This window comes from Mesorhizobium mediterraneum, from assembly GCF_002284565.1.
In the GTDB taxonomy this organism is placed as follows: domain Bacteria; phylum Pseudomonadota; class Alphaproteobacteria; order Rhizobiales; family Rhizobiaceae; genus Mesorhizobium; species Mesorhizobium mediterraneum.
In genome coordinates this window covers 166,806-180,817 of record NZ_NPKI01000015.1, presented here as the reverse complement: position 1 = coordinate 180,817, position 14,012 = coordinate 166,806, and the positions used below count along the sequence as shown (strand labels likewise).

At 63.4% G+C, this 14,012-nt stretch carries 14 protein-coding genes and 1 riboswitch; of the genes, 9 read left to right on the top strand and 5 right to left on the bottom strand.

The window, feature by feature from the left end; all coding sequences use genetic code 11:
- Positions 1-37: 37 nt before the first annotated feature.
- Entirely contained in the window at positions 38-1,360 is a 1,323-nt protein-coding gene (locus CIT25_RS10210) for a tetratricopeptide repeat protein (RefSeq protein ID WP_095484428.1), read from the bottom strand.
- Between the two features lie 9 nt (positions 1,361-1,369).
- Positions 1,370-1,993, bottom strand: a complete 624-nt coding sequence (locus CIT25_RS10205) for a LysE family translocator (protein WP_095484427.1) — start codon at positions 1,991-1,993, stop codon at positions 1,370-1,372.
- A gap of 205 nt (positions 1,994-2,198) precedes the next feature.
- On the opposite strand from CIT25_RS10205, the gene CIT25_RS10200 reads away from it, so the two are divergent.
- The 6 genes from CIT25_RS10200 to CIT25_RS10175 all read left to right on the top strand — a co-directional run bounded on the left by CIT25_RS10200 (position 2,199) and on the right by CIT25_RS10175 (position 8,466).
- Entirely contained in the window at positions 2,199-2,972 is a 774-nt protein-coding gene (locus CIT25_RS10200; RefSeq protein WP_095484426.1) for a L,D-transpeptidase, read from the top strand.
- A gap of 118 nt (positions 2,973-3,090) precedes the next feature.
- Entirely contained in the window at positions 3,091-4,257 is a 1,167-nt protein-coding gene (locus CIT25_RS10195; protein WP_095484425.1) for a diphosphate--fructose-6-phosphate 1-phosphotransferase, read from the top strand.
- A 16-nt stretch (positions 4,258-4,273) separates the two neighbouring features.
- Complete coding sequence (locus CIT25_RS10190; RefSeq protein ID WP_095484424.1) at positions 4,274-4,999, top strand: MBL fold metallo-hydrolase; 726 nt, start codon at positions 4,274-4,276, stop codon at positions 4,997-4,999.
- Between the two features lie 473 nt (positions 5,000-5,472).
- On the top strand, positions 5,473-7,011 hold the full coding sequence (locus CIT25_RS10185) for a DegQ family serine endoprotease (RefSeq protein WP_095484423.1): 1,539 nt from the start codon (positions 5,473-5,475) through the stop codon (positions 7,009-7,011).
- Positions 7,012-7,111: 100 nt separating this feature from the next.
- Positions 7,112-7,723: a molybdopterin-dependent oxidoreductase gene (locus CIT25_RS10180; protein ID WP_095484422.1), complete on the top strand. Its 612-nt coding sequence runs from the start codon at positions 7,112-7,114 to the stop codon at positions 7,721-7,723.
- Complete coding sequence (locus tag CIT25_RS10175; RefSeq protein ID WP_095484421.1) at positions 7,720-8,466, top strand: FAD-binding oxidoreductase; 747 nt, start codon at positions 7,720-7,722, stop codon at positions 8,464-8,466. The genes CIT25_RS10180 and CIT25_RS10175 overlap by 4 nt, the downstream gene beginning before the upstream one ends.
- Positions 8,467-8,538: 72 nt before the next feature.
- Here the strand turns inward: CIT25_RS10175 and CIT25_RS10170 are convergent, their stop codons facing one another.
- Together CIT25_RS10170 and CIT25_RS10165 are read right to left on the bottom strand one after the other, a co-directional pair.
- The gene (locus CIT25_RS10170; protein ID WP_095485057.1) at positions 8,539-9,639 is read right to left on the bottom strand and encodes an FAD-binding oxidoreductase; all 1,101 of its coding nucleotides are present in this window, start codon (positions 9,637-9,639) and stop codon (positions 8,539-8,541) included.
- Positions 9,640-9,663: 24 nt separating this feature from the next.
- On the bottom strand, positions 9,664-10,911 hold the full coding sequence (locus CIT25_RS10165) for an aromatic ring-hydroxylating oxygenase subunit alpha (protein ID WP_095484420.1): 1,248 nt from the start codon (positions 10,909-10,911) through the stop codon (positions 9,664-9,666).
- Positions 10,912-11,125: 214 nt separating this feature from the next.
- Positions 11,126-11,327, bottom strand: a riboswitch (cobalamin riboswitch).
- A 508-nt stretch (positions 11,328-11,835) separates the two neighbouring features.
- Here CIT25_RS10165 and CIT25_RS10160 point away from each other — a divergent pair.
- The 3 genes from CIT25_RS10160 to CIT25_RS10150 all read left to right on the top strand — a co-directional run bounded on the left by CIT25_RS10160 (position 11,836) and on the right by CIT25_RS10150 (position 12,697).
- Positions 11,836-12,039: a DUF680 domain-containing protein gene (locus tag CIT25_RS10160; RefSeq protein ID WP_095484419.1), complete on the top strand. Its 204-nt coding sequence runs from the start codon at positions 11,836-11,838 to the stop codon at positions 12,037-12,039.
- A 127-nt stretch (positions 12,040-12,166) separates the two neighbouring features.
- Positions 12,167-12,388: a DUF680 domain-containing protein gene (locus CIT25_RS10155; protein ID WP_095484418.1), complete on the top strand. Its 222-nt coding sequence runs from the start codon at positions 12,167-12,169 to the stop codon at positions 12,386-12,388.
- 72 nt (positions 12,389-12,460) lie between these two features.
- Positions 12,461-12,697, top strand: a complete 237-nt coding sequence (locus CIT25_RS10150) for a DUF680 domain-containing protein (protein WP_095484417.1) — start codon at positions 12,461-12,463, stop codon at positions 12,695-12,697.
- A 198-nt stretch (positions 12,698-12,895) separates the two neighbouring features.
- Here CIT25_RS10150 and CIT25_RS10145 read toward each other — a convergent pair whose 3' ends face one another.
- Positions 12,896-14,008, bottom strand: coding sequence for an ABC transporter ATP-binding protein (locus CIT25_RS10145; protein ID WP_095484416.1), 1,113 nt, complete (start codon positions 14,006-14,008; stop codon positions 12,896-12,898).
- Between the last annotated feature and the right edge of the window lie 4 nt (positions 14,009-14,012).

Sequence of the window (14,012 nt, the reverse complement as noted above, 5' to 3'; positions counted from 1 at the left end):
CTGACTTGGCAGTTTTTAAGACAAGATCCGCCTCCGGTCAATTCTCCGACGAATCGGCCGCCCGCCGCGAGATCAGTGCCGACAGCGGACTGTCCGGCCGCGCCAGCGCGCGTTCCGCCGCGAGCGCCCTTGCCAACGCTAGGTCACCGGAACGCAGCGCCGCCTCGATCAGCGTCAGGTCGATGACGTCGCGTTGCGCGTGGCTGCCGCCGAAGCGGTGGGCGATCGCCCGGATTGGCCGGATGAGGCGCACCGTCTCGGCATAATTGGCGTCGCCGAACGACTTGATGGCCAGCGTCAGGGGATGGCCGACGTCCCGGGTGAAGGCGGCGTTGTCGTCGTTGCCGTTCATGGCCTCGCGCTGCGCCTCGAGCAAGGTGCGAACCGGCGCTTCTTGGCCGGCGCCGACGAAGGCCATCATCGCGTGGGCATCGTTGAAGGCATAGTTGCCGGCGCCAGCCTTGGCCCAGTTGGCGGCAAGCGCCGCCCAGCGATCGCCGATATCGACGCCGCCGAGATGCAATCGCCACAAGATCGCCGAGGCGTCGACCATATTGAGCGCCAGCGTCGAGCGCTCGCCGTAGATCGGCCCATCATAAAGCGCCAGCACCTGGTCGGTCTCGCCGAGATCGTAGTGGAACAGCGCCAGATGCCACCAATTGTGCACTTGCAGGAAGCTTTCTTGCGTCCACGCTTCGGGGTTGGCGCGCATCCAAGCGATGCCGTCCTTCTGGCGGCTCTGCATCTCCATGACATGGGCGACGGCGTGCTGCGCCCAGCCGTCGCGCGGCTCGATGTCGACTGCCGCGCGGCCAAGCTTTTCGGCACGCGCATAGTCGCCCATTTCCTCCAGCCCGAACGCCTGCATGCCGAGTATGGCGTGATAGCCCGGCATGCCGCTCTGCCATGACGGCAGCGCGCGGCCGATGCGGTCGCGCAGCATGCGGGCGTTGCCGGTGAAGAAATCGATCTGGTGCCCGGTCTGCAGTGCCAGCGCGTCGAGCGGAAATTCGATGGCGATATCCTCGAGCAGACGGGCGGCTTCATGCCAATGTCCTGCTGCAAGGTGGCCGAGTGCTGCGACGTGCGCCTGCTCACGCGTCGTGGCGGCAAGCGGCAGCGCCGCCGCGTGGCATGTCCTGGCCACAGCAGTCGCCTCGCGCTCGGTGGCGAGGCCGAAGAGATAGCCCTTGAACACATGCGCCATGACGAAGCCGGGATCCTCGGCGATGGCGCGGTCGACCGAGCCGACCGGATCGCCGATGAAGCATTGCAGTTCGCGGACAGCTTGGCTGTAGGGCGAAAACCCGGCTTCGGTCGCGCCCGAAAAAGTCAGGCCGAATGCGTCCCTGACGGCCATGTCATGTCCTCAATTGCCCGAGCGCATCGCCACCGTGGCGATGCCGGCGCCGACCAGCAGCGTGCCGCCGGTGCGGTTGAAGATACGGATCGCCCGGGGATTGCGCACCACGTTGCGCGCCCTTGCGGCGATCAGCGCATAGCCGAAGGCATTGGCGAAGGCGAGCGCCAGGAAGGTGGTTTCGAAGATCAGCATCTGCGTCCAGAAATCGCCATGCCGGTCGAGGAACTGCGGCAGGAAGGCGACGAAGAAGGTGATGCTTTTTGGGTTGAGCGCGGTGACCAGCCAGGCATGCGCCATCATCTTGGCCGACGACACCGCATCCAGGCGCGGCTCGGCCCTGAGCGTGCCACCGGCGCGAAACAGCTTTACGCCGAGATAGATCAGATAGCCGGCGCCGATCACCTTCAGCACCGTGAACACGGTGGCCGACGCCGCCAGCAGCGCGCCGATGCCCAGCATCGACAGCGTCATCGCCGTGAAGTCGCCAAACGCGACGCCGACCGCCATCGGCAGCGCCGTGCGCCAGCCCTGGCCGAGCGCATAGGACACGACCAGAAGGATGGTCGGGCCGGGAATGACAAGAAGGATCGTCGAGGCCGCGGCAAAGGCGGCCCAGTTTTCGAAGGACATGCTCGTCTCCTTGAGCTCAAAGAAGAGGATAAATCCTCGACCCCGCGAAGATGTAAAGGGGCAGCATTGAAATAGACGGCACGACGGGCTCGGCCAGAGGTTAAGGTAGGGCAAGACGTCTTCACGCTTTTTCAACCATGATTGGTGAAAATACCATCGATCCGGCCGGACCGTGTTTCCCGCCGATAGCGTAGGGTTTGGGTACATGCGTGAGTTGCCGCAAGGTCTGACGCCGCCGTACAATGGCGACGCCGTCGAAATCGAAATTTCCGAAATCCAGCTTTCCCGCCGCGCGGTGTTGTCCGGCGCCGGTGCGCTGGCGCTACTCGGGGTTGCCGGCTGCAGCCAGACGCTCGATTTGCCATCGCTGCAACTCGACGGCGTCACCACCGGCGCGATCACCCCTATCCGCCCGAGCATCAGCGTCGACAAGAACATCACCAGCCCTGGTGTGATGTATGCCTCTGTCACCGATGGCGGCTTCACGCTGCCGGAAGTGCCCTACCTCAAGGTCAAGCCGGAGTTCCGCCGCCAGATCGTCGTCGACCCGACCGGCGAGCAGCCCGGCACCATCGTCGTCCATTCGCAGGAGCGGCTGCTCTATCTGGTGCAGCCCGGCGGCGACGCGATCCGTTACGGCGTCGGCATCGGCAAGGAAGGCTTCCGCTGGTCCGGCCGCGCCAACATCCAGTACGGCAAGGAATGGCCGGTCTGGACGCCGCCGGCCGAGATGATCGCCCGCAAGCCGGAACTGGTGAAATGGCAAGGCGGACAACCCGGCGGCCTCGAAAATCCGCTCGGCGCGCGCGCCCTCTACATCTATCAGAATGGCCAGGACACCGGCTACCGCATCCACGGCTCGCCCGAATGGTGGAGCATCGGCCAGGCGATGTCGTCGGGCTGCGTTCGCCTGATCAATCAGGACATTATCGACCTCTACAGCCGCGTCTCTAGGAAGAACCCCGTCGTCGTCGTCTGACCCTCCCGGTCGTCGCCTGACCTCATAGCGGCTGGCGCGGCCGCTCGACTCTCCCGTTGCGTGATCTCGCAAGACAGGCGAATGTGCCTGCAAAGCCACTGCTCGGGAGACGTGAAGCATGTCCGGAACTTTTGTGATCGCGCAAGGCGGCGGCCCGACCGCCGTCATCAACCAGACGATGGTGGGCGCCGCGCTCGAGATCCGCAAGCGGCATCCCGGCGCCAAGGTTTTAGGCTCCATCCATGGCGTGCGCGGCATTCGTGACGGCAACTATGTCGATCTTTCCGCCATTGCCGAGGACCGGTTGCGGCTGATCGCGGCCACGCCGAGCGCCGCCCTCGGCTCGACGCGCGACAAGCCGGATGCCGCCTACTGCGAAATCATCCTCAACGGCCTGAAGAAGGCCGGCGCCGACGCCTTCATCTACATCGGCGGCAACGACACGTCGGGCACGCAGCAGATCCTGACCGACGCCGCCGGCGGCAAGATGGCTTTCGTCCATGCGCCGAAAACCATCGACAACGATCTCGAGGAGAACGACCACACGCCCGGCTTCATTTCGGCGGCCGAATTCGTCGCCGGCGCCTTTCTCTCGGTCGACCTCGATTTCCGTGCCCTGCCCGGCATCTATGTCGGCATCGTCATGGGCCGGCACGCCGGTTTCCTCACCGCCGCCGCTGCCGCATGGCAGCTTGACCCCGACAGCGGCCCGCATCTCGTCTATGTGCCGGAGCGCCCGTTCTCGGCTGCGGCCTTCATCGACGATGTTCGCGCCACGCTCGATCGCCATAAGCGCTGCATCGTTGCCGTCTCCGAAGGCGTCAGCACCGCCGACGGCAAGGCGCTGGTCGAAAGCCTCGTCCCGCCGGACAAACTGGAGCGCGATGCACATGGCAACGTCAAGCTGTCGGGCAGCGACCTGCCGGCCGCCCTCGAGCGTGCGCTGGCTGAAGGATTGCCGGGCAAGCGGGCGCGCGTCGATGCGCTTGGCTACATGCCGCGCGGCTATGTCGGCGCCATCAGCGCCGTCGATGCGCAGGAAGCCTTCGACGCCGGCGCTTTCGCCGTCAAGGTGGCGGAGGAGGGCGGCGGATCGGTAGCGCTGCAATATGACGGCAAGAAAACCGTGCTGAGGAAAGTGCCGCTGAAAAACGTCGCCGGCAAGACGCGCCACATGCCCGACGATTTCATGCTGCCGGAAGTCAACCAGCTCTCCGATGCGGGCATGGCCTATCTGAAGCGGCTGGTCCCCGAAAAATACAAGGTCGGGAAGCCGTTCGTCTGATGCCGGATCTCTCCTGATGCTTGACTGGTTCAGCAAGACGGAAGTCGACGCCCATACGACTATTCTGGCCGAGCCGTTCGTGCATGATTTCGTGCGCGCCAACATCTGGCATCTGCGCGGCCGTGACGTCGACCTGCTCGTCGACACCGGCATGGGGATTTGCCCGCTGGCGCCGCAGATCAATACGCCTGCTGGCAAGCCGCTGCTCGTCGTCGCCACCCACATCCATCTCGACCATGTCGGCTCGCTGCACGAATTCCCCTCGCGGGCGGGGCCGAGGATGAGTGCCGCGCATTTCGACAGCATGGACGAAGCGGTCACCTACGCCCACATGTTCCACGATCTCGACGGCGCCGTCTCCAAGCTGCCGGCGCCCGGCTGGAAAGCGGCCGATTACAAAATCCCACCGGCCCCGCTGACGCGGACGCTTGACGAGGGCGATCTGGTCGACCTCGGCGATAGGCGGTTCCGCGTGCTGCATCTGCCCGGCCATTCGCCCGATTCGATCGCGCTATTCGATGAGGCCGATGGCCTGTTCTTCGCCGGTGACGCCATCTACGACGCCATGCTGATCGACGACCTGCCGGACTCCGACCGACCAGCCTATCGCCGCACCATGCAGCGGCTGCTCGATTTGCCGATCCGCATCGGCCATGGCGGCCACGGCCCGAGCTTCGACGCCAAACGGATGCGCGAGATCGCTAACGGCTATCTCAGGCGGACTGACGGGATCGGCGCATAGGAGGCTCCGGCAGGACGGGAAGAGATGCGGGCAGGCGCCGTCGACGAAGCTGCTGATCTCCTCCGCAAGGGGGGAGATTGGATGCCGCCACGGCTTTCGCCAGTCGTCAACGCCGGAAGCAGGGCCAGAGGTGTTCATGCTCTTGTGCCGGGTCTCAGTGATTTTGTTCTTGCTTTGTGCCGGCAGTTATGCTAGTAACTTTGGCATGGTGCTGATTGCGCCAGCGACCCGCCGGTGAGGCGGGTTTTTTGTTTTCGGGTTTCGGCGCCATCCGGCAGGCCGGTGCCAGGCCGTTATATTAAATCTTCGTAATATCATCTGGAAACCACGATCGCCGCCCTAGATGCGGGGGCTGTCGATCGGTCGGCTGCCTGCCAGGCGAGACAGGCAAGGCGACCCTCGACACGCCGAATGGGCGGTTTCCCAGCCGGAACGCCACGGTGCCCGACCAATTTCTCGCCCGGACAACGGCCATGTCACCCATCCACATTCTTCGCAGACATCGCGTCGCCGCCTTGCTGGGCGCCGCATTGATCGTCAGCCCTTTCATCCTGCCGCTCGCCCCCAAGCTGAATGGCGCCCTGGCAGAAACAGTGACCCCTCCCGTCACCGGCATGACGGTGCCCAATGGATCGTTCGCCCCGATCGTGGCGGCCGACAAGCCGGCAGTGGTGACGATCACCACCGTCATGAAGGCACAGTCGGAGACCATGAGCGACGCTGCTCCCTTCGGCGACAGCTCACCGTTCGACGACTATTTCCGCCAGTTCTTCGGCGACCAGGGGCTGCCCGGCCCCAGGACCCCGCCGCAGCAGCAGGCGCCTCGCGCAGAGGCGCTCGGCTCCGGCTTCATTGTCGCAGCCGACGGCACCATCGTCACCAACAATCACGTCATCGACGGCGCCACGTCGATCAAGGTGACGCTCGACGACGGCACCGAGCTTCCCGCCGAGCTGGTCGGCCGCGACGCCAAGAACGACCTCGCTGTCCTCAAGATCAAATCCGACAAGACTTTGCCGACCGTCAAATGGGGCGATTCCGACAAGCTCATGCCGGGCGACCAGGTGCTCGCTTTCGGCAATCCGTTCGGCCTCGGCACCACGGTTACATCAGGCATCGTCTCGGCGCGCGGCCGCGATCTGCACAGCGGGCCGTTTGACGACTTCATTCAGATCGACGCACCGATCAACCACGGCAATTCCGGCGGTCCGCTGATGGATGTGAGCGGCAACGTCGTCGGCATCAACACGGCGATCTTTTCGCCGAATGGCGGCAGCGTCGGCGTCGGCTTCGCCATCCCGTCGGACCAGGCGCAAAAGGTGGTCGCCAAGCTGATGAAGGGCGGCTCCATCCAATATGGCTATCTCGGCGTCCAGATTCAGCCGGTGACGCCCGACGTGGCGAGCGCCGTCGGCCTCGGTCAGCCCAGCGGTGCGCTGGTTTCCGAGGTCAGCGACGGCTCGCCGGCGGCAAAAGCCGGGATTGAGACCGGCGACGTCGTCACCAGCTTCGCCGGTCAGCAGATAAAGGATCCCAAGGACCTGTCGCGTGCCGTTGCCGATGTCTCGCCCGGCGAGACGGAAACGCTGGGTGTCTGGCGCAAAGGGCAGAATGTGAAGATTTCCGTCGATGTCGGGCGCAATGGAGACGATGTGGAGACGGCATCGGCCGGCGGCGGACCAGAGACACCGTCCGCACAGCAAGGCCTTCGTGCTCCTGCGATCGGCCTCGGCCTGATGGACGTCACCCCGGATGTCCGACAGGCGATGAACCTGGCGCCCAACCAGCGCGGCGCGCTGGTCGAGAGCGTCAATCCTGACAAGGCGGCCTCGGCTTCCGGGATCCAGCCGGGCGACATCATCATCGCCGTCAATCAGGCGCCGGTGAGGGACGCCAGGCAGGCGGACCAGGCGATCGCGCAGGCCGGAAAGGCTGGCAAGAAGTCCGTGCTCCTGCTCGTCGAACGGGGCGACGAGCAGATCTTCGTCGCCGTGCCCTTCGCCGCCGGCTGAAGCGCATTGGCGCGAGGTCGCGGCCAAGATTTCGGTTGCCCGTCAGAGCATCTTCGAGAAGACTAGCGCAGGTTGGCTTCAACCTGCATGGATTGTCTCGATGGTCACCCGCGGCTTCTCTTCAGGACGAAAGCCCCCGACGGATGCGGATGCGCGCATCCCGCCGGGGCAGTATCTCGAGCAAGGGTTCCCGGTGCTGTCGGCCGGGCCGACGCCGCGTGTGCGCACCGAGGAGTGGTCGTTCACGCTCAAGCACGGACCGCGGCCGATCAAGAAGTGGAATTGGACGGAGTTCAACGCGCTGCCTTTGACCAAGATGACGCGCGACATTCATTGCGTCACCGCATGGACCAAGTTCGACACGGCGTGGCAAGGCGTGCTGGTCGACGATATTCTGGCGGATGCCGGCATCGAGCCGCCGACCGGCTTCACGCTGGCGCTGTCCTTCGACGGCTACACCACCAATGTGCCGACGAAGGACCTCACCGCCGGCAAGGCGATGGTGGCGCTGCTTTACGAAGGCAAGCCGATCACGCCGGACCATGGCGGCCCGGCGCGGCTGCTGGTTCCGCATCTCTATTTCTGGAAGTCGGCCAAATGGCTGAACGGGCTGCAGTTCACCGAGCGCGACGAGCCGGGTTTCTGGGAACTGCGTGGCTATCATATCTATGGCGACCCGTGGCGCGAGCAGCGCTATACGGGCGATCCATGAGCGACGGGCCGGCGGCGCAGTCGCCCTGGCAGACGGTGACCATCACCCGCATCGAAAAGCGCACGCCGCGCGTCACCAGCTTTTTTCTCCGGCCGTCACGGCCCTTCGCCTATCGTGCCGGGCAGCATGTCGATGTCAGGCTGACGGCGCCGGATGGCTATCAGGCGCGCCGTTCCTACTCCATTGCCTCGGCGCCGGAAGCCGGCGAGACGATCGAGCTGGCGATCGAAAGGCTCGATGATGGCGAGGTCTCGCCGTTCTTCCACGAGGTCGCGGCAGTCGGCGACGAGGTCGAGCTGCGCGGCCCGCTCGGCGGACACTTTGTCTGGTCCGACAGTGACGGCGGCCCGCTTCTGCTGGTCGGCGGCGGGTCGGGCGTGGTGCCGCTGATGGCGATGATCCGCCATCGCGCCGCACGCAAATCGGCGGTGCCTGCCACGCTGGTGTTTTCCGCACGGATCTGGGACGAGGTGATCTTTCGCGACGAGCTGATCGACTTCCACGATCGCCGGGACGGCTTCGATCTGGTGTTGGCGCTGACCCGCGAGCCGGCCCGGCGCCCGGCGGACTATTCACGGCGGATCGATGCCGCGATGATAGAGCAGTCGATGGTGCGGCTGCCCGCGCCGCCAAGGTTCGCCTTTGTCTGCGGCTCGAATGCCTTCGTGTCGGCCGCCGCCCAGGCGCTGATCGATGCCGGCGTTCCGGCAAGCCTCATCCGCACCGAGCGCTACGGGGTCTAATGCATGTCGCGCAACAACCTAAAGCGCGTCGCATAAGGCCGGTCAAAACGCGACGCGCTTTAGGGCCGCCGGTCATGCCTCGATCTCGATCGCCGTCAGCGGCTTCGAACAGCAGGCAAGGATGAAGCCGTCGTCGATCTCGTGATCGAGGATGCCGCCATTGTGGCTCATCTCGACCGTGCCCGAGACCTTTTTCACCTTGCAGGTTCCGCACAGGCCGAACTCGCAGGCCGCCGGGATGCGCACGCCCGAAGCGCGCGCCGTCTGCAGCACGGTCTGGCCGGCAACGCAGTCGGCATCGACATCCGAAAGCGAAAAGCGGATTGGCGTTGCGGCTTCGGCAGGTATTTCGACCCCACCCTCTGCCGGCGAACCGAACGGGGCCGGTATTTCCTCCACCATCGGGGCCGCAAAGCTCTCCTGATGATAGTTGCCCATGTCGAAGGCGGTGGCCTCCAGCATCTGCCGCACCGCACGCATAAACGGGTCGGGGCCGCAGCAGAAGATTTCGCGCTCGCGGAAGTCTGGCGCCAGCAGCGGCAGCCGTATCGCGTCGATCCGGCCCATATGGCCGAACCAACCCTCGCGGCTGGACCGTTCCTCGATCATGAAGCCAAGCGTCAGACCCGGCATGCGGCTGCCGAGCAGTTCGAGCTCCTTGCGGAAGATGATCTCCTCGGGCTTTCGCGCGCAGTTGACGAAGCCGACATCGGTCCATGGCGCGCAGTCGTTCAGCCAGCGCAGCATCGACATCATCGGCGTCACGCCGGAGCCGGCCGAAATGAACAGATACTTGGCCGCGGGATGGCTGTGCAGCGAAAAGTCACCCGTCGGACCATAGGCCCTCACGTGAACGCCGGGCTTCAGATTGTCGAACATCCAGCGCGTGCCGAGACTGCCGGCTTGCGCCTTCACCGTCACCGCGATCGAGAACGGCCGCGACGGCGAGGAAGACAGCGTATAGGTCCGCATCAGCGGGCCGTCGGAGGTCGGCAGTTCCAGCGTCACGAATTGGCCCGGCTTATAGCGGAACCAGGTCTGGTTGTCGGAGCGGAAGGTGAAGGTCTTCACGTCAGGCGCCTCGTCGCTGACGCCGATCACCTCCAGCACCTGCAGCCGGTCGTTCCAGGGCGCCATTTCGTCGAGATGGCGGTAGAGCCCGAGGTCCGTCATTGCGTTCATCTCTTCACGTTTCTCTCAGGCGACGCTGCGCAATGCCGGCCGGCCGTCCTCGGCTAGGCGCGGCCCGATGAAGGAGGCGTACCATTCGACGAACTGGATGACGCCGCCCTCATGCAGTTCCGAATAAGGGCCGGGCTCATAGGCCGGCGACAGGATGCCGAAGGCGTTTTCCTCGACGATGCGGCGGTCCTGGTCGTTGGTCTCGGTCCATACATGGGTGAGTTCGGCAAGGTCGTAATCGACGCCTTCGACCGCGTCCTTATGGACGAGCCATTTGGTTGTCACGGCGGTTTCCGTGGCGCTGATCGGCAACACGCGGAAGGTGACCGCATGATCGCCGAGGATGTGGTTCCAGGTCGTCGGATAGTGATAGAGCAGCAGCGAGCCGACACGGTCGATCGAAACGCTGTCGGAAAGGTTCTTCTTCACGGCGCGTCTTCCCGTCATCGTATAGCTGACAGCGTCGCGCAGCAGCGGTGCGCGGGTGGCGCGGTATTGCCCGGCCGGATCGATGCGGAATTTGCTCGGCAGGCCCGCCGCCTCGCATTTCGCCCAGTGCGCCAGCATCTCAGGATCGCTGTCGGCGCCCTGCACGCCGGTCACGGTCGGCGCTTCCGGGAATGTCTTGCACAGTTCCGGATGATTGCCGGCGCAATGATAGCACTCGCGGTTGTTCTCCCAGACGAGCTTCCAATTGCCCTTCTCGACGATGGTCGATTCGAAGGCGACCTTTGCCTCGCGCAGCCGGTGCGGCAGCAGGTAAGGCTCGATCATGGCGCGCATCGGCGCGAAATCGGCGGGCTCCTTGGCCAGGCAGATGAAGATGTAGCCGCCGACACTTTCGCAAGCCACCGGCTTGAGGCCGAACTGGCGCTTGTCGAAGCCGTCCGCCATCTGGCGGGCGAACAAGAGCCGGCCGTCTAGCTCGTAGGTCCACTGGTGATAGGGGCAGACGAGCTTTGCCGCCGTGCCCTTGTCGGCGTTGCAGACGCGGCTGCCGCGATGCCGGCAGGAATTGTGAAAGGCATTGATCTTGCCTTGCTGGTCGCGGACCAGCACGACCGGATAGTCGCCGATCTGGGCGGTGATGTAGCTGCCCGGCTTCGGCAACTCGCAATCGTGGCCGATGAACAGCCAATCGCGATACCAGATCAGCTCCATGTCGAGCTTGAAGAAATCGGGATCGGTGTAGAAGGGCTGCTCGAGCGAATAGCCTTGCCTGCGGCCGTGCAAGAGCCTCAGCATGTCGTTGCGCGAATCCATGTCCTGTCCTCATAGCCGTCGCATCGGCCTGAAATCGGAATCGATTTCGGAAAGCACGATGCGCAATTCAAAGTCTTGGAGCGTACTTTATGCGTCCAGATGGACGCATGTCGCTCCAAAGACTGAACTGGTGGTGATTGAGGAAGGATCGCTTGCACGCCGGCGACAGGCCAGACATGCATCATCCACCTCTTGACCGCCCACCGCGATCAGTCGAGTCTAGACACCTCGGGCTGGTTTCCGGGCTCTGGAGTGTCCTTGCGGACAGTCGCGACACCTTCCCAGGCTTGTGGCCCAGTGGTCTCCCGTTGCGACTTGAACTCCACCACCGTTGCGGGGGCAGCGCCGGGATTTGACCGGCTTCCCAATTCTCCGCTTCGTCGTCACCAAGCGGCACCTGAGATGGCGTCATCTAATCATGACGGCCAGCTGACTGTCGGCATGAAAGCGACATCGTATCCATGCGGCGCGACACGGCCCGCGAAACGTGCAGGTTGGTAATTGCAGGGCTGAAACCCATTTTTTCGGCCACCATTGTCGGCCGCCGTGACATCGAATTCCGACCCGCGGCGGAGGCAAAGAAGGTTAACAGTTTCCAAAAGTGACTATTAGCCGCTTCTAAAATCGAACCGAACGGTTCGTTTCTGTTGACAATGCGTGCATGACGCTGTGAACGCAGGTCCGCCAATCCGTCAAATCGTCAAATGGCGACTTTGGCATAAGCCATTGAAAATAAAAGATAAAGCAACGCCTGTAGAAGCGTCTGGTACAATTTCAAGGTGTAGATTCTTGGTCCACACGGAACAACTTCGTGATTGGAATCTGCGGGATGGCCTTCCCACATCGGGGCTGTCCGAACGACGCGAATTCCTTCCAAGACACGCCGCTAGCCGGACGGAAAACTAAGATACTGGAGTACCAAAAATGAAAAAGATTGCTCTTACTGCCGTCGCCGTTCTGGCCATCACCGGCAGCGCCTTTGCCGGCAGCGACCATTATGGGTCCAACGGCGCCAACCAGCCGACCGCTGCGGTCGACAGCTCGTACACGGCTTCCATTCAGAAGCCGGCTCACGCTGAAAAGCCCGCCGTCCAGGGCGCCGACCGCAACCTTTTCGGTAACAACTAACAGCTGATCCCAGACCATGATCCCGAAAAGTGGAAACCGGTTTTCGGAAAAGATCATGGTCAAACAAGAAGACAGAGCGGCGGCAGGTCCGCCGCTGGGGATCTTTAGAAATTCAGGAGTATTGGAAATGAAGAAGATTGTTCTTGCCACCGCCGCCATTCTGGCCATCTCCGGCAGCGCTTTTGCCGGTAGCGACAACTATGGATCGAACGGCGCCAACCAGCCGGCCGCTGCGGCCGACAACTCGTACACGGCTTCGGTTCAGAATTCCGCTTCGGCGCAGAATCCGGTTCCGGCCGACGAGAAACCCGTCCACGGCAGCGACCGTAACCTCTTCGGCAACAACTAACAGCCAGTTCCAACAGCAGCGGCGGCATTTGCCTGCCGCGCTGATGGGATACGAAAATCCAGGAGCACTGAAATGAAGAAGATCGTTCTTACCGCCGCCGCGCTTTTGCTTGCTGCCGGCAGCGCCTTTGCCAACAACGACAATGTTGGCGGGACCGACATCAACAAGCAGGCGACCGTCAACGTCGACAACACGCAGACGTCTTCGGTACGCAACACCGGCTCGCCGGTCTACAAGCTGCTCAATTCGTCGGGCGACGTAGAGAAGTCCGCCCCGCAGGGCAGCGACCGGAACCTGTTCGGCCGCTAGCGCATCGGTCCGAAAATCGGAATCGATTTTCGGAAAGCACGATGCGTAGGTTCAAAGTGTTAGAGCGTACTTTGTGCGTCCACTTGGACGCACGTCGCTCTAACAGCGACCTGAACGCGCAAGAGCGGCGGGCTTTGCCCGCCGCTCTTGTTTTTGGCTTCGCCAAACTGCTTATACCCGGCAGTCTTGCTGCCGTTCTCAGGCCGCCTTTGCTTCCGCTTCGTGAAGCGTGAAGGACCGCCCGTCGGTATCGAAAATATGCAGGTCGCCGGCATCGGCACTCAACCGCAGCGTCGCACCCCGCTTGACCTCGACATTCCCGGGCAGCTTGGTCACCAGCGGCAGGTCGGCGCGGCCGATGTCGACATAGACGAGCTGGACCTCGCCGAGCTGCTCGACATAATCCACCGTTCCCTCGAAAAGATAATCCGCGCCGCTAGCGATCATCAGATCCTCCGGCCGCACGCCGAAGCTCACCGAAGCGCCCTTCGCTGAGGCCGGCGTGGCGATCGGCACCGTCGCCTTGCGCCCGCCGACATGGCTGACGATGGTCGGGTTGCCTGATTTGTCGATCGTCGCCGGCAGGATGTTCATTGCCGGCGAGCCGATGAACTGGGCGACGAACAGATTGCCGGGTTTCTTGTAGAGCTCCATCGGCGTGCCGACCTGCTCGATATGGCCGTCCTTGAGCACCACGATGCGGTCGGCCAGCGTCATCGCCTCGACCTGGTCGTGGGTCACGTAGATCATTGTTGTGGCAGGCATCGACTCCTTGAGCTTGGCGATCTCGATGCGGGTGGCGACGCGCAGTGCCGCGTCGAGGTTCGACAGCGGCTCGTCGAACAGGAAGACCTTCGGGTTGCGCACGATGGCGCGGCCGATGGCGACGCGCTGGCGCTGGCCGCCCGACATCGCTTTGGGCAAGCGGTCGAGATATTTGGTCAGCTGCAGGATTTCCGCCGCTTGGCGCACCCGCTTGTCGATCTCGGCCTTGCTCTCCTTGCCGATTTTCATCGAGAACGCCATGTTGTCGTAGACGGTCATGTGCGGATAGAGCGCATAGGACTGGAACACCATGGCGATGCCCCGCTTCGACGGCGGCACGTCGTTGACCACCTCGCCGGCGATCTTGAGCTCCCCGGAGGTGATTTCCTCAAGCCCGGCGATGGACCGCAGCAAGGTCGACTTGCCGCAACCCGAAGGGCCGACGAAGACGATGAACTCGCCCGACTTTATGTCGAGGTCGATACCGTGGAGAATGTTGAGATTGCCGTATGATTTCTTCACTTGCCTTAGCGTGACATCGGCCATGGGT

Excerpts from the sequence above, each read along its gene's own strand:
- CIT25_RS10190 (WP_095484424.1), top strand. The coding sequence starts at position 4,274 with ATGCTTGACTGGTTCAGCAAGACGGAAGTCGACGCCCATACGACTATT.
- CIT25_RS10155 (WP_095484418.1), top strand. The coding sequence starts at position 12,167 with ATGAAGAAGATTGTTCTTGCCACCGCCGCCATTCTGGCCATCTCCGGC.
- CIT25_RS10145 (WP_095484416.1), bottom strand. The coding sequence starts at position 14,008 with ATGGCCGATGTCACGCTAAGGCAAGTGAAGAAATCATACGGCAATCTC.
- CIT25_RS10185 (WP_095484423.1), top strand. The coding sequence starts at position 5,473 with ATGTCACCCATCCACATTCTTCGCAGACATCGCGTCGCCGCCTTGCTG.
- CIT25_RS10180 (WP_095484422.1), top strand. The coding sequence starts at position 7,112 with ATGGTCACCCGCGGCTTCTCTTCAGGACGAAAGCCCCCGACGGATGCG.
- CIT25_RS10150 (WP_095484417.1), top strand. The coding sequence starts at position 12,461 with ATGAAGAAGATCGTTCTTACCGCCGCCGCGCTTTTGCTTGCTGCCGGC.
- CIT25_RS10200 (WP_095484426.1), top strand. The coding sequence starts at position 2,199 with ATGCGTGAGTTGCCGCAAGGTCTGACGCCGCCGTACAATGGCGACGCC.
- CIT25_RS10165 (WP_095484420.1), bottom strand. The coding sequence starts at position 10,911 with ATGGATTCGCGCAACGACATGCTGAGGCTCTTGCACGGCCGCAGGCAA.
- CIT25_RS10195 (WP_095484425.1), top strand. The coding sequence starts at position 3,091 with ATGTCCGGAACTTTTGTGATCGCGCAAGGCGGCGGCCCGACCGCCGTC.
- CIT25_RS10210 (WP_095484428.1), bottom strand. The coding sequence starts at position 1,360 with ATGGCCGTCAGGGACGCATTCGGCCTGACTTTTTCGGGCGCGACCGAA.
- CIT25_RS10160 (WP_095484419.1), top strand. The coding sequence starts at position 11,836 with ATGAAAAAGATTGCTCTTACTGCCGTCGCCGTTCTGGCCATCACCGGC.
- CIT25_RS10175 (WP_095484421.1), top strand. The coding sequence starts at position 7,720 with ATGAGCGACGGGCCGGCGGCGCAGTCGCCCTGGCAGACGGTGACCATC.
- CIT25_RS10205 (WP_095484427.1), bottom strand. The coding sequence starts at position 1,993 with ATGTCCTTCGAAAACTGGGCCGCCTTTGCCGCGGCCTCGACGATCCTT.
- CIT25_RS10170 (WP_095485057.1), bottom strand. The coding sequence starts at position 9,639 with ATGACGGACCTCGGGCTCTACCGCCATCTCGACGAAATGGCGCCCTGG.